This is a genomic window from Pantoea sp. GW821-FHT03E06, assembly GCF_059420725.1.
In genome coordinates, this window is sequence record NZ_JBWKUG010000001.1 from 3,148,063 (window position 1) to 3,170,366 (window position 22,304).

At 53.2% G+C, this 22,304-nt stretch carries 19 protein-coding genes and 1 rRNA gene; 17 read left to right on the forward strand and 3 right to left on the reverse strand.

The genetic code is table 11. The features are described from left to right. The first annotated feature begins 71 nt into the window (after positions 1 to 71). The 11 genes from AC07WB_RS14710 to emrB all read left to right on the forward strand — a co-directional run bounded on the left by AC07WB_RS14710 (position 72) and on the right by emrB (position 12,769). Positions 72 to 392, forward strand: a complete 321-nt coding sequence (locus AC07WB_RS14710; protein ID WP_097096338.1) for a DUF883 family protein — start codon at positions 72 to 74, stop codon at positions 390 to 392. A gap of 672 nt (positions 393 to 1,064) precedes the next feature. Then, complete coding sequence (gene nrdH / locus AC07WB_RS14715) at positions 1,065 to 1,307, forward strand: glutaredoxin-like protein NrdH (protein ID WP_400456977.1); 243 nt, start codon at positions 1,065 to 1,067, stop codon at positions 1,305 to 1,307. Positions 1,308 to 1,311: 4 nt separating this feature from the next. After that, on the forward strand, positions 1,312 to 1,716 hold the full coding sequence (gene nrdI, locus AC07WB_RS14720; protein ID WP_097096336.1) for a class Ib ribonucleoside-diphosphate reductase assembly flavoprotein NrdI: 405 nt from the start codon (positions 1,312 to 1,314) through the stop codon (positions 1,714 to 1,716). Beyond that, positions 1,695 to 3,833, forward strand: coding sequence for a class 1b ribonucleoside-diphosphate reductase subunit alpha (nrdE, locus tag AC07WB_RS14725; RefSeq protein WP_494940735.1), 2,139 nt, complete (start codon positions 1,695 to 1,697; stop codon positions 3,831 to 3,833). Before nrdI ends, nrdE begins: the two co-directional genes overlap by 22 nt. Positions 3,834 to 3,841: 8 nt before the next feature. Continuing rightward, positions 3,842 to 4,801 carry a class 1b ribonucleoside-diphosphate reductase subunit beta gene (gene nrdF / locus AC07WB_RS14730; RefSeq protein WP_494940736.1) on the forward strand — a complete coding sequence of 320 codons (960 nt, stop codon included), beginning with the start codon at positions 3,842 to 3,844 and terminating at the stop codon, positions 4,799 to 4,801. A 411-nt stretch (positions 4,802 to 5,212) separates the two neighbouring features. Beyond that, the gene (proV, locus tag AC07WB_RS14735) at positions 5,213 to 6,409 is read left to right on the forward strand and encodes a glycine betaine/L-proline ABC transporter ATP-binding protein ProV (RefSeq protein ID WP_345828626.1); all 1,197 of its coding nucleotides are present in this window, start codon (positions 5,213 to 5,215) and stop codon (positions 6,407 to 6,409) included. Next, positions 6,406 to 7,590: a glycine betaine/L-proline ABC transporter permease ProW gene (proW, locus tag AC07WB_RS14740; protein ID WP_345828624.1), complete on the forward strand. Its 1,185-nt coding sequence runs from the start codon at positions 6,406 to 6,408 to the stop codon at positions 7,588 to 7,590. The genes proV and proW overlap by 4 nt, the downstream gene beginning before the upstream one ends. Before the next feature lie 57 nt (positions 7,591 to 7,647). Further along, positions 7,648 to 8,649: a glycine betaine/L-proline ABC transporter substrate-binding protein ProX gene (gene proX / locus AC07WB_RS14745; RefSeq protein ID WP_370659793.1), complete on the forward strand. Its 1,002-nt coding sequence runs from the start codon at positions 7,648 to 7,650 to the stop codon at positions 8,647 to 8,649. A gap of 716 nt (positions 8,650 to 9,365) precedes the next feature. After that, positions 9,366 to 9,896, forward strand: coding sequence for a transcriptional repressor MprA (mprA, locus tag AC07WB_RS14750; protein ID WP_400456985.1), 531 nt, complete (start codon positions 9,366 to 9,368; stop codon positions 9,894 to 9,896). A 147-nt stretch (positions 9,897 to 10,043) separates the two neighbouring features. Next, positions 10,044 to 11,216 carry a multidrug efflux MFS transporter periplasmic adaptor subunit EmrA gene (emrA, locus tag AC07WB_RS14755; protein WP_097096331.1) on the forward strand — a complete coding sequence of 391 codons (1,173 nt, stop codon included), beginning with the start codon at positions 10,044 to 10,046 and terminating at the stop codon, positions 11,214 to 11,216. A 17-nt stretch (positions 11,217 to 11,233) separates the two neighbouring features. Further along, positions 11,234 to 12,769 (forward strand): multidrug efflux MFS transporter permease subunit EmrB, encoded by a 1,536-nt coding sequence (emrB, locus tag AC07WB_RS14760; RefSeq protein WP_097096330.1) that lies wholly within the window; start codon positions 11,234 to 11,236, stop codon positions 12,767 to 12,769. 36 nt (positions 12,770 to 12,805) lie between these two features. Here the strand turns inward: emrB and AC07WB_RS14765 are convergent, their stop codons facing one another. Further along, positions 12,806 to 13,936 carry a tRNA/rRNA methyltransferase gene (locus AC07WB_RS14765; protein WP_097096329.1) on the reverse strand — a complete coding sequence of 377 codons (1,131 nt, stop codon included), beginning with the start codon at positions 13,934 to 13,936 and terminating at the stop codon, positions 12,806 to 12,808. A 156-nt stretch (positions 13,937 to 14,092) separates the two neighbouring features. Here AC07WB_RS14765 and trxC point away from each other — a divergent pair, with 156 nt between their 5' ends. From trxC to AC07WB_RS14795, 6 genes are all read left to right on the forward strand, one after another. Then, positions 14,093 to 14,512: a thioredoxin TrxC gene (trxC, locus tag AC07WB_RS14770; protein ID WP_007886387.1), complete on the forward strand. Its 420-nt coding sequence runs from the start codon at positions 14,093 to 14,095 to the stop codon at positions 14,510 to 14,512. Between the two features lie 89 nt (positions 14,513 to 14,601). Then, positions 14,602 to 15,294, forward strand: coding sequence for a tRNA-uridine aminocarboxypropyltransferase (locus AC07WB_RS14775; RefSeq protein WP_097096328.1), 693 nt, complete (start codon positions 14,602 to 14,604; stop codon positions 15,292 to 15,294). Between the two features lie 83 nt (positions 15,295 to 15,377). Next, positions 15,378 to 16,148 carry a YaeF family permuted papain-like enzyme gene (locus AC07WB_RS14780; RefSeq protein WP_345828614.1) on the forward strand — a complete coding sequence of 257 codons (771 nt, stop codon included), beginning with the start codon at positions 15,378 to 15,380 and terminating at the stop codon, positions 16,146 to 16,148. A gap of 43 nt (positions 16,149 to 16,191) precedes the next feature. After that, positions 16,192 to 18,849 carry a bifunctional acetate--CoA ligase family protein/GNAT family N-acetyltransferase gene (locus AC07WB_RS14785; protein ID WP_494940737.1) on the forward strand — a complete coding sequence of 886 codons (2,658 nt, stop codon included), beginning with the start codon at positions 16,192 to 16,194 and terminating at the stop codon, positions 18,847 to 18,849. A gap of 116 nt (positions 18,850 to 18,965) precedes the next feature. Then, entirely contained in the window at positions 18,966 to 20,321 is a 1,356-nt protein-coding gene (gene pssA, locus AC07WB_RS14790) for a CDP-diacylglycerol--serine O-phosphatidyltransferase (protein WP_097096325.1), read from the forward strand. A gap of 3 nt (positions 20,322 to 20,324) precedes the next feature. Continuing rightward, complete coding sequence (locus tag AC07WB_RS14795; RefSeq protein ID WP_494940738.1) at positions 20,325 to 20,645, forward strand: YfiM family lipoprotein; 321 nt, start codon at positions 20,325 to 20,327, stop codon at positions 20,643 to 20,645. Here the strand turns inward: AC07WB_RS14795 and AC07WB_RS14800 are convergent, their stop codons facing one another. After that, the gene (locus tag AC07WB_RS14800) at positions 20,646 to 21,950 is read right to left on the reverse strand and encodes an MFS family transporter (protein ID WP_494941078.1); all 1,305 of its coding nucleotides are present in this window, start codon (positions 21,948 to 21,950) and stop codon (positions 20,646 to 20,648) included. Between the two features lie 231 nt (positions 21,951 to 22,181). Beyond that, positions 22,182 to 22,297: ribosomal RNA gene (gene rrf, locus AC07WB_RS14805) — 5S ribosomal RNA — on the reverse strand. Positions 22,298 to 22,304 lie beyond the last annotated feature (7 nt).

Consider the following 22,304-nt stretch of genomic DNA (forward strand, 5'->3'; position numbering starts at 1 on the left):
GGCACATCCCTGCGTTTAGTCACGCTTCGTCTACACTCAGTATTACGTTTTAAATCAAAGGGAGCTAAAAAATGTTTAATCGAAGCGCAAAAAACGATGACATTGATATCAATCAGGATGTAAACGAACTGGCCGATTCGCTAGAGGCGTTACTTAAATCTTATGGCAGTGAAGCTAAAGATGAGGTTGATAATGCACGCAGCCAGGCGCAGGCGTTGCTGAAACAGACGCGTGCCAAACTGAGCGGCGGACAGAGTCGCGTGTCACAAGCGGCACGTGATGCGGGTACGCAGGTTGATGCCTATGTACATGACAAACCGTGGCACGGCGTTGGTGTGGGTGCTGCAGTCGGTCTGGTGCTCGGCGCGCTGTTGGTGTCTTCTCGCCGATAAGCTTGCCAGTGCAGGTAAATAGCCTCGCCTCGTGCGGGGCTTTTTTGTGGGTGCGATCTGTGCGCGCTGTCCCTCATCCCAACCTTCTCCCGCAAGCGGGAGAAGGAGCCGATCGCGCTTCGTAAATAACTATTGAGTACCACCTAACTATCCCCTCGCCCGCTTGCGGGAGAAAGGGCCGATCGCGCTTCGTAAATAACTATTGAGTACCACCTAACTTTCCCCTCGCCCGCTTGCGGGAGAAAGGGCCGATCGCGCTTCGTAAAAAAACTATTGAGTACCACCTAACTATCCCCTCGCCCGCTTGCGGGAGAAAGGGCCGATCGCGCTTCGTAAAAAAACTATTGAGTACCACCTAACTATCCCCTCGCCCGCTTGCGGGAGAGGGTTAGGGTGAGGGCCCAATCGCACAAAATCCGACCTAATCTCCCACCTCATTCCCTTTACAAAAAATTTTTCCGGCCTGGAAGGCGCATGATCTCTGGACTTAGCGATTATCTGAAGATCAAAATAACAAAACCCTATATCTGGTGGGCTTGACCCTAAAGAGCACTACATCTAGTATTTAACTCATCAACCAGCTACCAAATGTCGTCAAGGACGAAGTTCGATGCAAACCGGATTTTGCTTCGTATCTCGCAATCTGACCGCAATCAAAGGGAAATACGAATCATGCGCATTATTATTTACACCAAAGACAACTGTGTCCAGTGCAATGCGACAAAAAATGCCATGGACCGCAAAGGTATCGATTACCAGCTGATCAACCTTGATACCCAACCCGAAGCGATCGACAACCTCAAATCTCTCGGCTATCGCCAGGTGCCGGTGGTGATGACGCATGACGATCACTGGAGTGGCTTCCGCCCCGATAAAATCGCCGGTCTGCGCCAGCTCGCGACAGTCGGGGGATAAGGCCATGTTTCCACTGGTGTACTTTTCTAGCCAGTCGGAAAACACGCACCGATTCATTACTCGTCTGGGCCTGCCCGCCCGCCGCATTCCGGTTGACGGCACGCAGCACCTGCATATTGAACAGCCCTATATTTTAGTGGTGCCGAGCTACGGCGGCGGCAGTTCGCGCGGCGCAGTGCCCAGACAAGTGATTCAATTCCTCAATGATGATGCCAACCGACGCGGGATCCGCGGGGTGATTGCTGCCGGTAACCGCAACTTTGGTGAAGGCTATTGCCTGGCGGGCGACATCATTGCGCAGAAATGTCAGGTTCCCTATCTCTACCGCTTTGAGCTAATGGGAACCCCCGACGATATCGCTAATGTAAAAGCGGGAGTGACCCAATTTTGGCAACGACAGACACCCTGAACAGCACGCAGCTGGACTATCACGCGCTCAACGCGATGCTGAACCTGTATGATGCCAATGGCCGCATCCAGTTCAGCAAAGATCACGAAGCCACGCGTCAGTTCTTCCTGCAACATGTGCAGCCCAACACCGTGCAGTTCGCCTCGGCAGGCGAGCGCCTGCGCTATCTGGTGGCCGAAGGCTACTACGAAGCCGATGTGCTGAATCAGTACGCTTTCGATTTCCTGTGTCAACTGCACGACGAAGGGGACGCAGCGGGTTTCCGTTTTCACACCTTCCTAGGTGCATGGAAGTTTTACACCAGCTACACGCTGAAAACATTCGACGGCAAACGCTATCTGGAAAGTTTTGAACAGCGCGCCTGCATGGTGGCGCTGACGCTGGCTCGTGGCAATGAAAGCTTAGCGCGAGAGTTGCTGGCGGAGATGCTTAGCGGCCGCTTCCAGCCCGCTACGCCAACCTTCCTCAACTGCGGTAAGCAGCAGCGCGGCGAGCTGGTCTCCTGCTTCCTGCTGCGCATCGAAGACAACATGGAATCGATTGGACGCGCGGTGAATTCCGCGTTGCAGCTGTCTAAACGCGGCGGCGGCGTGGCGTTCTTGCTCTCAAACCTGCGTGAATCCGGTGCGCCGATTAAGCGTATTGAAAACCAATCGTCCGGCGTGATTCCGGTAATGAAAATGCTGGAAGACGCGTTTTCCTACGCTAACCAGCTTGGTGCGCGTCAGGGCGCGGGCGCGGTGTGGCTGAATGCCCACCATCCGGACATTTTCCGCTTCCTCGATACCAAACGCGAAAACGCTGACGAGAAAATTCGTATCAAAACCCTGTCGCTTGGCGTGGTGATCCCGGATATCACTTTCCAGCTGGCGAAAGAGAATCGCGATATGGCGCTGTTCTCGCCGTACGATGTTGAACGTATTTACGGCAAGGCGTTTGGTGATATCAGCATCAGCGAGCTTTATGACGAAATGCTGGCAGACGATCGCATCACCAAGACGTTCATTAAACCGCGCGATTTCTTCCAGACGCTGGCGGAGATTCAGTTTGAATCGGGCTATCCCTACATCATGTTCGAGGATAGCGTTAACCGCAGCAACCCGATTGCCGGCCGCATCAACATGAGCAACCTGTGTTCCGAAATTTTGCAGGTCAACAGCGCCAGCGAGTTCTATGACGATCTCAGCTATCGCCGCGTCGGCAAGGATATCTCCTGCAACCTCGGCTCGCTCAACATTGCGCATGCCATGGATTCACGCAATCTGGCGCAGACCGTGGAAACCGCGGTGCGCGCGCTGACCGCCGTCTCTGAAATGAGTGAGATTAACTCGGTGCCATCGGTAGCGGAAGGTAATCGTCGTTCCCATGCGATTGGCCTTGGTCAGATGAACCTGCACGGTTATCTGGCGCGTGAAGGTATGGCGTACGGTTCAGAAGAAGCGCTGGATTTCACCAATCTCTACTTCTACTGTGTCACCTATTACGCCGTGCGCACCTCGAATCTGTTGGCGCAGGAACAGCAGAAAAGTTTCGACGGTTTCGCCGAGTCGCAATACGCCAATGGCAAATATTTCGATAAGTATGTCGAGCAAGCCTGGCAGCCGCGTACCGCGCGTGTGGCACAACTGTTTGCCGATGCCGGGATTGCCCTGCCGACGCAGGCTGATTGGCAAGCGCTGCGCGAAGCGGTAATGCAGCATGGGTTATACAACCAGAACCTGCAGGCGATCCCGCCAACCGGTTCGATCTCGTACATCAACCACGCCACTTCAAGCATTCACCCGATCGTGTCGCGCATTGAGATTCGTAAAGAGGGCAAAACCGGCCGCGTCTATTATCCGGCACCGTTTATGACCAACGACAATCTCGACCTTTATCAGGATGCGTACTCGATTGGTCCGGAAGCGATTATTGATACCTACGCCGAAGCCACGCAGCACGTCGATCAAGGCTTGTCATTAACCCTGTTCTTCCGCGATGACGTGACTACGCGCGATATCAACAAAGCGCAGATTTATGCGTGGAAGAAAGGTATCAAAACGCTCTATTACATTCGTCTGCGCCAGATGGCGCTGCAAGGCACCGAGGTGCAGGGCTGCGTCTCCTGCTCACTGTGATAAAAACTATGCAACTAAAACAAATTCAAGCGATTAACTGGAACCGCATCCAGGATGAGAAAGACCTCGAAGTGTGGAACCGCCTGACCAGCAACTTCTGGCTGCCGGAAAAAGTGCCGCTCTCCAACGATCTGCCAGCCTGGCAGTCGCTGGACCAGCAGCAGCAGCAGCTGACCATTCGGGTATTTACCGGCCTGACGCTGCTCGACACCATCCAGAACGTGATCGGCGCACCGGGCCTGATGGAAGACGCTATTACGCCACACGAAGAGGCGGTGCTATCCAACATCTCCTTTATGGAAGCGGTGCATGCGCGTTCGTACAGCTCGATTTTCTCCACGCTGTGTAATACCGCGGATGTCGATGCCGCCTATCGCTGGAGCGAAGAGAATGAAGCGTTACAGAACAAGGCGAAGATTGTGCTGGAGCACTATCGCGCCGAGGATCCGCTGAAGAAAAAAATCGCCAGCGTGTTCCTTGAATCGTTCCTGTTCTACTCCGGTTTCTGGCTACCAATGTATTGGTCGAGCCGTGGCAAGCTGACCAACACCGCCGACCTGATCCGTCTGATCATCCGTGACGAAGCGGTGCACGGCTACTACATCGGTTACAAGTACCAAAAAGCGTTAGAGAACGTCGATGCTGGCCGCCGCGAAGCGCTGCAGCAGTTCGCGATTGATTTGCTGCTGGCGCTGTATGAAAACGAAGTGGTGTATACCGAAGCCTTATACGGTGAAGTAGGCTGGGCGGAAGAGGTGAAAACCTTCCTGCACTACAACGCCAATAAAGCGTTGATGAACCTTGGTTATGAAGCGCTGTTCCCGGCGGAGCTGACTGCGGTTAACCCGGCAATTCTCTCTGCGCTGTCGCCAAACGCCGATGAAAACCATGACTTCTTCTCAGGTTCCGGCTCTTCCTATGTTATGGGGAAAGCAGTAGAGACCGAAGACGAAGACTGGAACTTCTAAGCGTATTTATCAAATAACGCTCTGCTCTTGTAGGGTCGCCATTCATGGCGACCAGGATTCCCGGTGCGCATTAATGCGCACCCTACATTGAACTCCTCCATTGATTTATTAATAACGAAAAAACGCCCATATATTCCCGCTCTATTTTCATTCTGCATATCTTTTTTCACGCCATTGACACCATTTCTGTTGCGAAATAGCAATAAATCACACTCTCTTTCATAAAAAATTAATCCACGCTCATCCCTTGTGAGCACTGGCGATTTTAGCTATTCGTGCAGACGCGCGCCGCCAAATATCGCCATTCAGGGTTGTCAGATAATTTCACTATGCTAGGGTATAGGGCGCTTAAATTTAATCAGGACCACAACAAGAAATAGTTAAACATTTAACCGGGAAATTAATTACTGCATGGCAATTAAACTCGAAGTAAAGAATTTATATAAGGTATTTGGGGATAATCCCGAAAAGGCATTTAAGCTGATTGATAAAGGCGAAAGCAAAGAGAGTATTCTGGCGAAAACCGGTCTCTCCGTCGGCGTTAAGAATGCCAGTCTGGCCATTGAAGAAGGCGAGATCTTCGTCATCATGGGGCTCTCAGGTTCTGGTAAGTCCACCATGGTTCGCCTTCTCAATCGTCTGATCGAGCCCACCCGTGGCCAGGTAATTATAGACGGTGTCGATATCGCCAAAATATCGGATGCGGAACTGCGTGAAGTCCGCAGAAATAAGATCAGCATGGTATTTCAATCCTTCGCGCTCATGCCACACATGACCGTACTAAATAATGCTGCTTTTGGCATGGAATTAGCCGGCGTACCGTTGCAGGAGCGTCAGGAAAAAGCGCTGGATGCTTTGCGTCAGGTTGGCCTGGATAATTATGCCCATTCGTATCCAGACGAACTTTCTGGTGGCATGCGTCAGCGTGTAGGATTAGCCCGCGCGTTGGCCATTAATCCGGATATTTTACTGATGGATGAAGCCTTCTCGGCACTTGATCCGCTTATTCGTACTGAAATGCAGGATGAGCTGGTAAAACTGCAGGCGAAACATCAGCGTACTATCGTATTTATTTCGCACGACCTTGATGAAGCCATGCGCATTGGCGATCGTATTGCGATTATGCAAGGCGGCGAAGTCGTTCAGGTCGGCACGCCGGATGAAATCCTCAATAATCCTGCCAACGATTATGTGCGCACCTTCTTCCGTGGCGTCGATATTAGCCATGTGTTCAGCGCTAAAGACATTGCCCGTCGTAGCGCTGGTTCCCTGATTCGTAAAGCCGCCGGTTTTGGTCCGCGATCTGCCATCAAGCTGTTGCAGGATGAAGATCGAGAATATGGCTATGTGCTGGAAAAACAGAAGTTTGTCGGCGTGGTTTCTACCGATTCATTGAAAGCTGCCCTGGCGGCCGGTGAAGGGCTGGATAGCGCACTGCTGGAGACGCCGTTAGCGGTTCCTGCCGATACTTCCCTCAACGATCTGCTCTCCCATGTGGCGCAAGCGCCCTGCGCGGTGCCGGTCGTCAGTGAAGAGAATCAGTATGTCGGTATCATTTCGAAAAGCATGCTGTTGCGCGCTTTAGATCGTGAAGGAGCCCAATCATGAGTGAACAAACGTCTAATCCATGGGATAGCGCCAGCCAGACCACGCAGCAACCCGCAACGCCTGATGCCAACGCCGCAGCCAGTAACAGCGATCCCTGGGCGAGCGGCAGTGCCGCCCCCGCAGATAGCGGTTCAGCGAACGGCTCTGCCGATGCGTGGGGCGATCCGGCAGCCGCCAGCAGCGGCGGGCACGACGCTGCCAGTCACGCAGCGAGCAGCAGCGACTGGCTGAGCAGCGCACCCGCTCCCGCACCTGAGCATTTCAACATCATGGACCCGTTCCATAAAACCTGGATTCCACTCGATAGCTGGGTAACCGAAGGCATCGACTGGGTGGTGAGCCATTTCCGCCCGCTGTTTCAGGGTATTCGCGTGCCGGTGGATTACATTCTCAGCGCGTTCCAGCAGTTGCTGCTTGGTATGCCTGCGCCGGTGGCGATCGTGGTGTTTGCGCTGATCGCCTGGCAGATTGCTAGCCCAGCGATGGGGATTGCGACGCTTGTCTCGCTGATTGCGATTGGTGCGATTGGCGCCTGGTCGCAGGCGATGGTGACATTAGCGCTGGTGCTGACCGCCCTGCTGTTCTGTATCGTGATCGGCTTGCCGCTTGGCATCTGGCTGGCGCGCAGCGAACGTGCCGCGCGCATTATTCGTCCGCTGCTGGATGCGATGCAGACTACGCCGGCGTTCGTCTATTTGGTGCCTATTGTCATGCTGTTCGGTATCGGTAACGTGCCGGGCGTGGTGGTGACCATCATCTTTGCGCTGCCGCCGATTGTGCGACTGACCATTCTCGGCATTAAGCAGGTGCCAGCCGACCTGATTGAAGCAAGTGAATCCTTCGGCGCCAGCCCGCGTCAGATGCTGTTTAAAGTACAGCTGCCGCTGGCGATGCCCACCATCATGGCGGGCGTGAACCAGACGCTGATGCTGGCGTTGTCGATGGTGGTGATCGCCTCGATGATTGCCGTTGGCGGCCTCGGCCAGATGGTACTGCGTGGCATTGGACGTCTCGATATGGGCCTCGCCACCGTGGGCGGCGTCGGCATCGTTATTCTCGCCATTATCCTCGATCGTCTGACGCAGTCGATGGGCCGCGACAGCCGCAGCCGTGGCAGTCGTCACTGGTATAGCACCGGGCCGCTGGGTCTGCTGCTCCGCCCTTTCAGTAAAAAAGCCTGATTTTAATGAGCGATCCGCCGGGATCGCTCGTCTCCGACGTAACACGTAAAATAAGGAATGACTATGCGCAAGACAGCTCTATTCGCCGCCGTCCTGACGACGTTCGCCGCGACGCACGTGTCCGCCGCCGACCTGCCGGGTAAAGGCATTACCGTAAAACCGACTCAGAGCACCATTTCTGAAGAGACCTTTCAGACGCTGCTGGTGAGCCGTGCGCTGGAAAAGCTCGGCTATACCGTCGATAAACCCAGCGAGATTGATTACAACGTGGCTTACACCACCATCGCTGCTGGCGATGCCACCTTTATTGCCACTAACTGGCAGCCGCTGCACGATGATATGTATAAAGCGGCGGGCGGTGATGCGAAATTTTATCGTCAGGGCACCTACGTGGGTGGCGCTGCGCAGGGGTATCTGATCGATAAGAAAACCGCTGAGCAGTACCACATCACCAATATCGAGCAGCTAAAAGATCCAAAGATCGCCAAACTGTTTGATACCAACGGCGATGGTAAAGCGGATTTGACCGGCTGTACGCCGGGCTGGGGTTGTGAAGCGGTGATTAATCACCAGATCGATGCTTATAAGCTGAGCAACACCGTTGAACATAATCAGGGTAATTATTCGGCGATGATCGCCGATACCATTACGCGCTTTAAGCAGGGTAAACCGGTGTTCTATTACACCTGGACCCCGTATTGGGTCAGCGACGTGCTGAAGCCGGGTAAAGATGTGGTGTGGCTGCAGGTGCCGTTCTCCTCTCTGCCAGGCGAGCAGAGCAAAGTGGATACTAAATTGGCCAATGGTGCCAACTACGGTTTCCCGGTGAACACCATGCACATCGTGGCCAACAAAGCCTGGACCGAGAAGAACCCGGCAGCGGCGAAATTGTTTGCAGAGATGAAGTTGCCGATTAGCGATATCAACGCTGAAAACGCAGCGATGCATGCTGGTCACGCTTCTGAAGCCGATATCAACGGCCACGTCGATGGCTGGATTAAAGGTCATCAGGCGGAATTTGATAAGTGGATTCAGGACGCGCTGGCGGCGGCTAAATAACGCATTGAAACGCCGGATTTACATTAGCGTTTGTAGTGTGGCGGCGCGATTTTTCGCGCCGTTTTTTATGAGAAAAAGGCTCCACCAGCCAAAGACTGGATAAACCGTGCCGCTACAAAGCGTGAAACCTTTCTCGTTTACCCTTCTCGATAAGCGAAGCGTGCGCTATAGCGCACTGGTACGTCCTGTTAATTAACCCATCAATGAAATAATTTTTTGGGTTACTATTACCCACAAATGATTATCTCTCTCACTTCCGCGCAATGAACGCTCCTGCTTTGACTGTTGAATTTCAGCCTGTGGATAGAACCGGGTTGCGTGGGCTTTGTTAAGAACATGTTAATCAAGCCGTTGATTTACCTGCATTCCCTGGGCAGAAAAAGTGTTTAGAAATCGTAAAGATGGGCACTATCTGATGAGCGATACTGTTCATTAATGATTGGGTTTGTTATGGTTAGCAGAGCAGTTATTCACCAGAGTTATTTTTTCGCGCGAAATTATTTATCTGCAAAAAGGTTTCCCGAAACGAATTGATGACATCATCCGTCTTATTATCCGGCGGTATGTCAGGGCCAGATGCCCAGGGTTAAGGAATAACCTGGAATGTCAGATGTTGACAATGTGATCGTGCGAACAATCACGCACGGAAAATATGACTACGCTTTATCTGTCACCATCATTACTATACCAGTTGCAACTAAGAGGTTTTTTTAAAAATGGAAAGTTCGTTTACTCCCATTGAACAGATGCTAAACATCCGTGCTAACCGCCATAAAGATTTTCCGCTGCAGGAGATCATTCTGACCCGCTTGTGTATGCATATGCAGGGTAAACTGCTGGATAATCGCAACAAAATGTTGAAGGCGCAGGGAATTAACGAAACCTTATTCATGGCGCTGATTACCCTTGATGCGCAGGAAAATCAGAGCATTCAGCCATCGGAACTTAGTTCTGCATTAGGCTCCTCCCGTACCAACGCCACACGTATCGCCGATGAGCTGGAGAAGCGTGGCTGGATTGAACGCCGTGAAAGCGAGAACGATCGTCGCTGCCTGCACCTGCACCTGACCGAAAAAGGCAATGAGTTCCTGCGTCAGCTGCTGCCACCACAGCATCAGAGCCTGCAATATCTGTGGTCTTCGCTCTCGACTCACGAGCAGGATCAGCTGGAAACCATCACCCGTAAGTTACTTAACCGTCTGGATAAAATGGACGAAGATCAGGTTATCGCCTCTCTGTCGCGCTAATAGCAAGAAGTGCGACACAATCACCTTCCGAAATCGCTATTTTAATCCCCTTTTATCCGGCCAGCGCTTCAGCGCTGGCTTTTTCGACTCGGGCATCCGTGTTGAAGGATCAACGCATCCCGACTAAATGGCAACCTGGAGAACAACATGAGTGCGACAGCGGAAGCTCAAAGCCCGCAACAGCCAGCAAATAAAAAGAAGAAGCGCAAAGGTGTGCTGATCCTGCTGGCTATCGTGTTTGTAATTATTGGTATTTCGTATCTGGCTTACTGGTATTTGGTGCTGCGTCACTTCCAGGAAACCGATGATGCCTATGTGGCGGGTAACCAGGTGCAGGTGATGGCACAGGTTTCTGGCAGCGTAAATAAAGTTTGGTTTGATAATACTGACATGGTCAAAAAAGGTGACGTGTTGGTTTCGCTGGATAAAACCGATGCGCAGCAGGCGTTTGAAAAAGCGCAGACCGCATTGGCCACCAGCGTGCGTCAAACCCATCAGCTGATGATCAATGGCAAGCAATATCAAGCCACCATCAAGCTGCAGCAAACCGCGCTGGATCAGGCCGAAGCTGACCTGAAACGCCGCGAGCCGCTGGGTGCATCAAACCTGATTGGTCGCGAAGAGCTGCAACACTCGCGTGATGCTGTCGCCACGGCGAAAGCCCAGCTGGATGTTGCGGTGCAGCAATATAACGCCAATCAGGCGATGATCCTGAATACTTCGCTGGAAAATCAGCCTGCGGTACAACAAAGTGCGGCTGAGCTGCGTGATGCCTGGCTGGCGCTGCAGCGCACCGACATCCGTAGCCCAATTGATGGCTTTATATCACGTCGTAGCGTGCAGGTTGGCTCGCAGATCTCTTCTACTACTCCGCTGCTGGCGGTAGTTCCGGCCACCAATCTATGGGTGGATGCCAACTTTAAAGAGACGCAGCTTTCTGGCGTACGTATTGGACAATCGGCCACGGTAATCAGCGATATCTACGGCGATGACGTGGAGTATCACGGTAAAGTGGTGGGGCTTGATATGGGTACCGGTAGCGCCTTCTCTCTGCTGCCGGCGCAAAACGCCACGGGTAACTGGATCAAAGTGGTTCAGCGTCTGCCGGTACGTATTGAGCTGGATGCACAACAAGTTGCCGAGCATCCGCTGCGTATTGGTCTCTCTACGCTGGTGAAAGTGGATACGCAGAACAAAGATGGCGCTACGCTGGCGAGTGTTGTACGCCCACAAGCCGCTTATGAAAGTAATGCTTTGGCAATCGACCTTGCGCCGGTTAACCAGCTGATTACTGACATCGTTCGTGCCAACGCTGACTAACGCCGCGGGAGGCTGGTATGGCACAAAAACCGCTTGAAGGTGCGCCGTTAGTCCTGATGACCATCGCCCTGTCGCTGGCGACGTTTATGCAGGTACTCGACTCCACCATCGCTAACGTGGCGATTCCGACTATCGCCGGTAATCTCGGTGCCTCGAACTCACAAGGTACGTGGGTGATTACCTCTTTCGGGGTGGCGAATGCCATCTCGATTCCTATTACCGGCTGGCTGGCGAAACGCATCGGTGAAGTGAAGCTGTTTACCTGGGCAACCATCCTGTTTGTGCTCGCGTCCTGGGCTTGTGGCATGTCCGAAAGCCTGGAAATGCTGATCTTCTTCCGCGTCATTCAGGGCGTGGTGGCCGGCCCGTTGATTCCGCTGTCGCAGAGTTTGTTGCTCAATAACTATCCCCCGGCGAAACGCAGCGTAGCGCTGTCGCTGTGGGCGATGACGGTGATTGTGGCACCGATCTGTGGCCCGATTCTCGGCGGCTGGATTAGCGACAACTATCACTGGGGCTGGATCTTCTTCATCAACGTGCCGATTGGTGTGGTCGTGGTGTTACTGACGCTGCAAACGCTGCGCGGACGTGAAACCAAAACCGAAATCCGCCCGATCGATATGATTGGTCTGGTGCTGCTGGTGGTGGGCATTGGTTCGCTGCAGGTGATGCTCGACCGCGGGAAAGAGCTCGACTGGTTTAGCTCCAGCGAAATCATTGTGCTAACGGTGGTCGCCGTGGTGGCGCTACTGGTGTTGCTGGTGTGGGAGCTCACCGACGATCACCCAATAGTCGATTTGTCGTTATTCAAGATGCGCAACTTCACCATTGGCTGCTTATCGATAAGCCTGGCGTATATGCTCTACTTCGGCTCAATCGTCTTGCTGCCGCAGCTATTGCAGGAGGTATATGGCTACACCGCCACCTGGGCCGGATTGGCGTCGGCGCCGGTTGGCATTCTGCCAGTCATCCTGTCGCCGATCATTGGTCGTTTCGCACATAAGCTGGATATGCGAAAGCTGGTGACCTTTAGCTTTATTATGTACGCCGTGTGCTTCTATTGGCGCGCCTACACGTTTGAACCGGGGATGGATTTTGGTGCATCGGCGTGGCCGCAGTTTATTCAGGGCTTCGCAGTGGCGTGCTTCTTTATGCCGCTGACCACCATTACGCTTTCGGGCTTACCGCCGGAACGTATGGCTGCAGCATCGAGCCTGTCGAACTTCGTGCGTACACTGGCGGGTTCTATCGGGACCTCGATTACCACCACCATGTGGAGCAATCGTGAATCAATGCACCACAGCTATTTGTCGGAGTCGGTGAATCCGTTCAACGTCAATTCACAGCAGATGTATGACCAGCTGGAAAGTTTGGGGATGACCCAACAGCAGGCATCGGCGTATATCGCACAGCAGATTACCAATCAGGGACTGATTATTTCGGCGAATGAGATCTTCTGGGCATCGGCGGGCGTATTTTTGATCTTGCTGGTGCTGGTGTGGTTTGCGCGCCCACCCTTTGGTGCCGGCGGCGGTGGCGGTGGTGCTCACTAAGCGATACAACAAAAACGGGCCTTGCGGCCCGTTTTTTTATGCGTTCTGACGCCACCATTCGGCGAGCAGAATACCGGTTGCCACTGAGACGTTAAGGCTTTCAACATTACCAGTGCCGCCAATTGACAGGCTGAGATCACCCTGCTGGAACGCGCTGTCCGACAGACCTTCGCTCTCCTGACCTAACACCAGCACCATTTTGGCCGGCAGCTCCGCTTTTGCCAGCGGTGTGCCTTCATGACTGGAGGTGGTGACGATGGTATAACCTGCTTTACGGAAAGCTTCCAGGCCCTCAGCGAAGCTTTCGCCGCTGATCGCCTGTACGTGCTCAGCACCACCTTCGGCGGTACGTACTGCCGCACCCGACTCCAGCAGCGAAGCATCGTTAACCAGCAATCCTTTCACACCGAAGTGCGCGCAGCTACGCATAATACCGCCGAGGTTGTGCGGGTTGCTGACATCTTCCAGCGCCAGCACGCAATCTTTAGTCGGTGCCTTGGTCAGCCACTCGCTAACCGGCATGCCCATGCGCTTCTTAATAATGAAGCACACGCCGCCGTGGTGTTCGGTACCGGATGCTTTGGTCAGTTCGGCATCGTCTACCACGTGGTAGGCTTTGCGGTTAGCCGCCAGCCAGCGCAGAGTTTCGCGGAAGCGCGGCGTCACGCTCTGGATAAACCAGGCGCGCACGATGCTTTCAGGGCGGCTCAGGAACAGTGCCTGGCAGGCATTTTCACCGTAAACGCGCGTCTCTTCCTGACGTTGGCGGCGAATTTGCTCGGGATCGATTACCGGCTTATTGCTGGCTGCATCATCCAGCTGGCTGTCATCCGCAACCGGTGGACGCGAAACGGTGCGCCACGGTGAATCACCGAAACTGCGGTTGTCACTGCCACGATCGTCACGCTGACCAAAGCTACGGCCGCGTTCACTGTTGCGTGCGTCGCGCGGGGCAGAACCACGTCCGCCGGCTTCGCTGCGTGCGCCGCTACGGCCACTCTCTTCATTACCACGTGCGCTGCGAGGACCAGAACGACGATTATCTTCCTGGCGCGCAGCAGGACGGCCGCCTTTGCCGGTACGGGGATTAGGCTTTTGACCACCCTCCTCATCACGTACATACATCACTTTTACCTTGCCGCTTTTGCCTTTAAATTCGTCGTTCATCTGTTCCTCCAGCATTGAGAGCGCGAAGATTACCTGATGTGTCGGTGCTTAGCTATCAACTATTGAACCTATTGGGCAATCCAGATTGAGCATAGCACTCAACCTTTTCATAATGTCCGGCAATCATCAGATTTACAGGTCCGGGTTGAGGTAAATATGAATACAGTCTGTGCCTCCTGTCAGGCAACTAATCGCGTGCCCGAGTCGCGCATTGCCGATGGAGCAAAATGTGGGCGTTGCGGCGGTGAGCTGTTTAACGGTGAAGTTGCCAACGCGACATCCGCCACGCTGGATAAATATCTGCAGGACGATCTGCCGGTAGTGATCGACTTCTGGGCACCGTGGTGCGGCCCGTGCGTAAACTTTGCGCCAGTGTTTAAAGATGTCGCCGACGAGCGGCGCGGCAAAGTGCGTTTTGTGAAGGTAAACACGGAAGCTGAACCAGCGTTAAGCTCGCGGTTCCGCATTCGCAGCATTCCGACCATTATGCTGTTTAAGAACGGTGAGATGGTCGACATGCTGAATGGTGCTATGCCGAAAGCGCCGTTCAATGAGTGGCTCGACGAATCGCTGTAAAGCGCTGATGGCCAGCCGCGCGCTGGCCTTCCTTATTACCTTTCCCTGCTAATTCCATTACACTGACGTTTTTTCCAGCCTGCGAATTTATGTCTGAAAATGCCGTCCTGCGCTTACGCGCGCAACGTTTAGCGCGCGCTACGCGCCCGTTTCTGGCGCGCGGTAATCGCGTGCTGCGCTGCCAACGCTGTTTGCTACCGCAGAAAAATTGTCTGTGCGCGACCATCCAGCCACAGCCAGCGCGTAGCCGCTTTTGTCTGGTGATGTTTGATACCGAGCCAATGAAGCCCAGCAATACCGGCAGGCTGATTGCCGATGTGCTGCCGGATACGCAGGCGTTCGGTTGGTCGCGCACCGAGCCAGATCCTCAGCTACTGGCCGCAGTAAAAAGCGAACATTATCAGCCGCTGGTGGTGTTTCCCGCGTCGTACGCTGATGCCGATCGTGACGTGTTAACCCGCCCGCCTCTGACCGGCAAACCGCCGCTGTTTATCCTGCTCGATGGCACCTGGACCGAAGCGCGTAAGATGTTCCGTAAAAGTCCGTGGCTCGATGCATTCCCGGTGATGTCGCTGAACGTGACCACGCCATCGCGCTATACGCTGCGTGAAGCGCACGGCGTGGGTCAACACTGCACCGCAGAAGTTGCCGCTGCGCTGCTGGAGCAGGCCGGCGATCTTGCCGCGGCTGCGGAACTACATCACTATTTCGAACGCTTCCGTCACGCTTATCTGGCGGGCAAGCCGCACCATCCCGTGCATAGCCTCGAAAATGTCCTTTAAGGATTTGCAGCTTTTGTAACCAGCCAGTTTGATTTATAGTCGCGCATCGCCACGGAGTTGGCCTTATATGCAAAGGATGCACGATGAAAACTTTCTGGCTGCTGATGCTGCTGCTCACCGGCTGCAGCACCGCCCCACAACCCGACCGCGCTTTTCCGCCGCAGCTGCAATCTGCCAGCACCCGCCCAACCGCACTGATTTCAAGCAGCGCTTTGATGCCCGGTGATTTGTTGCTCTCATCCGCCACGTCACCACAATCGTGGGGAATTCGCCTGTTTACTCTGACTGGCGTAAGCCATGCAGCGATTTATCTTGGCGATGAACAGGTTGCGGAAGCGGTTGGCAGCGGCGTTAAAATTATTCCGCTAAATCATGCTATTGATGAAAGCAATAGTCTGCTGGTGCTGCGCGTACCCGGCATGACCAGCGAGCAGATGCTGCGCTTACGGGAGTTTGCCGATTTACAGCAAGGCAAAAAATACAACTTCAAGGGCATCGTAATGTTTATGCCGTTTATGGTGTCACGCCGTCTGTGTGAACTGCCACTCGTCAATGAAGAGGTTCGCAGTGCCTGCCTTACCGCAATGGCCCGCGTGCAGTTAGCTGATGTTGACGATCCTCAAGCCAATCGCTTCTTCTGCTCCGAATTTGTATTGGCGGGCTATCGTCATGCGGGTATTGAACTGTTGCAGGGGCAGGCCAATTGGGTCAGCCCGGCAGATTTACTGCATTTACGTGACGGCGATGTCTCTGCATGGCGGGCGCAGCAGAATATGCAGTATGTCGGCCATTTAAAACGCTGGAATCTAAAAGAGATCCTCGGCCTGCGATCGGCGAATCAGCAAGCGCATTAAAAAGCGTTTACAATCATGCCAATCTTGATAGCAGGAGCGGATGATGAGCCAACGCGGACTGGAAGCGCTGTTACGACCTAAATCAATCGCGGTAGTCGGTGCCTCGATTACCCCGGGGCGCGCCGGCTACTTTATGATGCGTAATCTGCTGGCCGGCGGGTTTAGTGGTCCGGTGTTGCCGGTGACGCCGAAGTATAAAGCAGTGAGCGGCGTGCTGGCCTGGCCTGATATCGCCAGCCTGCCCTTCGCGCCCGATCTCGCCATCATCTGCACCCACGCCAAACGTAATCTCGAACTACTGCAACAGCTGGGCGAGAAAGGCTGCAAGGCGTGCATTATTCTTTCAGCACCGGCCAGTCAATTGGAAGAACTGAAAGCCTGTGCCAGCCAATGGCAAATCCGCCTGCTCGGCCCGAATAGCTTAGGTTTGCTGGCGCCATGGCAAGGGCTGAATGCTAGCTTCTCACCGGTGCCGATTGCAAAAGGACGTATTGCCTTTATTTCACAATCGGCCGCGGTCTCTAATACCATCCTGGATTGGGCGCAGCAGCGAAACCTCGGTTTCTCGTGGTTTATCGCACTGGGTGACAGCCTGGATATCGACGTCGATGACCTGTTAGATTTCCTCGCGCGCGACGGTAAAACCAGCGCCATTTTGCTCTATCTCGAACATCTGAGCGATGCGCGCCGCTTTGTTTCCGCCTCACGCAGCGCCTCACGCAATAAACCCATTCTGGTGATAAAAAGTGGCCGTAGCCATCAGGCGCAGGCAATGATCGGCACCCGTAGCGGATTGGATGCGGCCTGGGATGCGGCGATTCAACGCGCTGGTTTACTACGCGTGCAGGATACGCACGAACTCTTTACGGCGGTAGAGTCGCTCAGCCATATGCGCCCATTACGCGGCGATCGGCTGATGATTATCAGTAACGGCGCGGCACCGGCTGCGCTGGCGCTCGATGAGCTGTATGCGCGCAACGGCAAGCTGGCGACGCTGAATGAAGAGACATTACAGGCGCTGGCGACACTGCTGCCGGAAGGTGTCGGTCGTGGTAATCCGCTCGACTTAAAAGATGATGCAACACCGGCACGTTATGTGGCCTGCCTTGAACGGCTGCTGGATAGCCATGAACTTGATGCGCTGATGATCATTCATGCGCCAAGTGCCGTATCGCCTTCCAGCGAAACCGCCGAGCAGATTATCGCTGCGGTTGCCAAACATCCACGTGGCAAACAGGTCACGCTACTGACTAACTGGTGCGGCGAATACTCCTCACAGGTTGCGCGGCGCGCCTTTACGCAAGCTGGCATTCCCACCTGGCGTACGCCGGAAGGAACCATCACCGCGTTCATGCATCAGGTGGAATATCGCCGTAATCAAAAGCAACTGCGTGAAACGCCCGCACTGCCGCTCGGTTTAACCCAGAACAGCAAGCAGGCGCATCAGCTGATTCAACAGGCGCTGGATCAGGGTATTACCACGCTTGATACCCATGAAGTGCAGCCGGTGTTGCAGGCTTATGGATTAGCTACCTTGCCAACCTGGATTGCCAGTGACAGTGCTGCCGCTGGCAAAATCGCCGAACAGATTGGTTATCCGGTCGCGCTGAAACTGCGTTCGCCAGATATTCCCCATAAGTCTGAAGTACAAGGTGTCATGTTGTATCTGCGCAGCGCCGCGGAAGTGGAACAAGCGGCCGAAGCGATTTTCGATCGCGTGCGCGAAACCCATCCACAAGCACACGTTGATGGCCTGCTAGTACAGAGCATGGCGAATCGCGCTGGAGCGCAGGAATTGCGCGTGGTGGTAGAGCAAGATCCGCTGTTCGGCCCCATTATCCTGCTGGGTGAAGGCGGCGTAGAGTGGCAGCCAGATAAACAAGCCGCGGTTGCTTTACCACCGCTGAATATGACGCTGGCGCGCTATTTGGTGATTCAAGCGATGAAGAGTGGCAAGGTGCGCAGTCGTAGCGCGCTGAGGCCGTTGGATATCACCGGGCTTAGCCAACTGTTAGTGCAGGTTTCAAACCTGATAGTCGATTGCCCCGAGATTCAACGCCTGGATATTCATCCGCTGCTGGCATCGGCGAATGAATTCACGCTTCTGGATGTGACTTTGCAGCTGGCGCCTTTTAGCGGCAATAACGAAACACGCCTGGCGATCCGCCCCTATCCCCATCATCTGGAAGAGCAGGTGCAGCTAAAAGATGGCCAACATTGTTTGTTCCGCCCCATTCTGCCGGAAGATGAGCCGCAGCTGCGTGCCTTCATCGCTCAAGTAACCAAAGAAGATCTCTACTATCGCTACTTCAGCGAAATCAATGAGTTCACTCATGAAGACTTGGCAAATATGACGCAAATCGATTATGACCGTGAGATGGCGATTGTTGCAGTACGTCAGCACAATGGCGCCGACGAGATTATCGGTGTCACGCGCGCCATTTCTGATGCTGACAATATCGACGCAGAGTTCTCCGTTTTGGTCCGCTCTGATTTGAAAGGGTTAGGCATGGGGCGGCGTCTGTTGGAAAAGATGATCCGCTATACACGCGATCATGGCCTGCAACAATTGAACGGTATCACCATGCCGCACAATACCGGCATGATTACGTTGGCGAGAAAACTTAATTTTCGTGTGAATATTCAACTGGATGACGGCATTGTTAGCCTGAATTTGCCGCTTAGCGACGCCATCGGCTAACCTGTAGAGAAAGGTAAAAATCCTCCTTAACAGGCCGGTTGATGGTATTATTTAACGTTAGGATCATGATTTGATGGCAAAAGGCCATGCAATGAACAAAGAAGAAGTGCACTGTGATGTTGTCTAAATTTAAACGTAATAAACACCAACAACACCTCGCACAGCTGCCTAAACTGTCACAATCCGTGTCGGATCTGACCACGCTTTATTCGCCTGCCGAGTTTCGTGAAACCTTACTGACGAAAATTGCCGCGGCAGAAAAGCGTATCTGCATTACGGCGCTGTATCTGGAAAATGATGACGGTGGCCGGGGAATCATGCAGGCGCTATACGCGGCGCGTCAGGCAAAACCAGAGCTGGATGTCTGCATTCTGGTTGATTGGCATCGTGCCCAGCGTGGACGCATAGGTGCCGCGCGTAGTGTAACCAATGCCGATTGGTATTGTGAAATGGCTGCGCAGCATCCTGATATAGCGATTCCCGTTTACGGTATTCCGGTAAACACGCGTGAAGCGCTTGGCGTGTTACATCTGAAAGGTTTTATCATTGATGATACGTTGCTTTATAGCGGCGCAAGCCTGAACGATGTCTATTTGCATCAGCATGATAAATATCGTTATGATCGTTACCAGCTGATCCGCAATCCGCAGCTGACCGATACGATGTATGCATGGATCTGTGAGAATCTTAAAGAGTCTGAGGCGGTCAATCGACTCGATCAAAGCGAGCGTCCTTCAAGTCCTGAAATTAAGAATGAAACACGTCAGTTCCGCCAGGAGCTGCGCAGCTTTAACTATCAGTTCACGGGCAATGCGGATAATGAATCACTTACCGTAACGCCGCTGGTTGGCTTGGGTAAACGCAGCCTGCTGAACAAAACCATTTTCCATTTGATGCCGTGCGCGGAGCATAAGCTGACGCTATGCACGCCTTATTTCAACCTGCCAGCCATTCTGGTGCGCAATCTGATTCATTTACTGCGTCAGGGTAAAGAAGTGGAGATTATCATCGGTGACAAAACCGCTAATGACTTCTACATCCCGCCAGAACAGCCCTTCAAAATTATTGGGGCATTACCCTATCTTTATGAGATCAATCTACGTCGCTTCCTGAGCCGCCTCCAGTATTACGTGAATAATGGCCAGCTGACCGTGCGCTTGTGGAAAGATGGTGAAAACAGTTATCACCTAAAAGGTATCTGGGTTGATGACGAATGGATGATGATTACCGGCAACAACCTCAATCCGCGTGCATGGCGACTTGACCTGGAAAACGCGGTGTTAATTCACGATCCTCTCAATGAATTAGCGGAGCAGCGTGAAAAAGAACTGGCGCTGATTCGCCAGCACACATCGGTGGTGCAGCATTTCCGCGAACTGGAGAGCATCTCTGATTATCCGGCTAAGGTACGCAAACTGATTCGCCGCCTGCGCCGTATTCGTATTGACCGTTTGATTAGCCGTCTGCTTTAACCGATGCGTGCGCTCATCCTCTGCGTAGTTTTGCTGTGTAGTGGATGTGCGCATGTGGCCCAGGATAACTGGACGGGCAAAGATAAAGCGGAACACTTCTTTTCTTCCGCCGCTCTGGCTGCAGCAGGCAGTGAAATCTCTCAGCATCAACATCAAGGTCGCGGGCAAAGTTTGCGCTTCGGCTTTCTATTTTCCCTTAGCTTTGGTGTCGGTAAGGAGTGGTATGACAGCCGCTCAGCGGGGAGCGGCTGGAGTTGGAAAGATCTAAGCTGGGACGTCGCTGGCGCTGCCAGCGGTATTGCGTTATGGAATCTTAGCCAGTAATTACAGCGCAATCCCCTTCCCTTGACGGTGAAGCATCAGCGAGACCAGGAATGCCAATGCCCCCATTGCCGATACATACCAGAAGAAACTGGTTTCGATGCCTTCCCTCTTCAGCAGTAACGCCACATACTCCGCCGAACCGCCAAATATCGCATTCGCTACCGCATATGACAGTCCGACACCTAGCGCCCGCACTTCTGGTGGGAACATTTCTGCTTTTAAAATGCCGCTGATCGCGGTGTAGAAACTGGTGATGATGAGTGCCAGCATGATTAATGCAAATGCTAGCCAACTGCTCTGCACATTTTGCAACAGCATGAGAACGGGAACAGTACAAATTGCTGCACCAGCGCCGAAGATCATCATAGAGGCGCGACGCCCGATTTTGTCTGACAGTGCGCCAATAATCGGTTGAATCAGCATAAAGACCAATAAAGCACCGGTCATTAAACCACTGGCGTTGCGCGCATCCATGCCTGCAGTATTAACCAGGTATTTTTGCATGTATGTAGTGAAGGTATAAAAACTCAGCGAACCGCCGGCGGTAAAGCCCAGTACCATGATAAAAGCACGAGAGTGATTGCGCAGCAGCCCTATAATGCTGCCAGCATCAGAGTGTTCACGGTTTTTTTTCTCAGAAGTTTCATTGAGAGAGCGACGCAGCCACAAAGCAACAATAGCCAATGCCGCTCCCAGGAAGAAGGGGATGCGCCAGCCCCAACTCCGCAACGCTTCATCACTTAGAATTTGCTGTAAAACGACCACGGTCAGTACCGCCAGTAATTGACCACCAATTAACGTCACATATTGAAACGAAGCATAGAAACCTTTGCGCCCCTCAAGTGCTACTTCGCTCATATAAGTCGCGCTGGTGCCATATTCCCCACCGACAGACAGTCCCTGAAACATACGCGCCAACAACAAAATAACGGGTGCAGCTAATCCTATTTCGCCATAACCCGGTAGGCAGGCAATCACTAACGATCCCAAACACATCATGCATACCGAGATCAACATGGATGTTTTTCGTCCATGCCGGTCGGCAATATAGCCAAACAACCAGCCGCCAATCGGCCTCATGAGAAATCCTGCGGCAAAAACGCCTGCGGTTTGCAGTAGCTGCGTTGTGGTATCGCCACTTGGGAAGAAAATATGGGCAAAATAGAGTGAGAAGAAGGAGTAAACGTAGAAATCGAACCATTCGACTAAATTACCCGAAGATGCGCCAACGATCGCCCAGATGCGTTGTTTACTGACGGCTGCTGTTTCCGGCTGTGCCACTTTTTGTTGTAGGGAGTCTGTCATACTTACCTCATTTCCTTGCGAAGAATTAACGCCAAAGGATTGAGTAAAGCATCTATTCGCTATTTGCGGGAATTGGCTGTAATCCTGGATTACAAATTGTGACAAGAGGGGAATTTTGGAATGTAATTTACGCCTTTTTCATGCGAATTCAGCGTACTGCTTCATTACATCTTTGCAAAAAAACGTAAAAAAGCCCCGAACTTCCGTTCGGGGCTTCTTCACTTATTTAATGCCTGGCAGTTCCCTACTCTCGCATGGGGAGACCCCACACTACCATCGGCGCTACGGCGTTTCACTTCTGAGTTCGGCATGGGGTCAGGTGGGACCACCGCGCTAAAGCCGCCAGGCAAATTC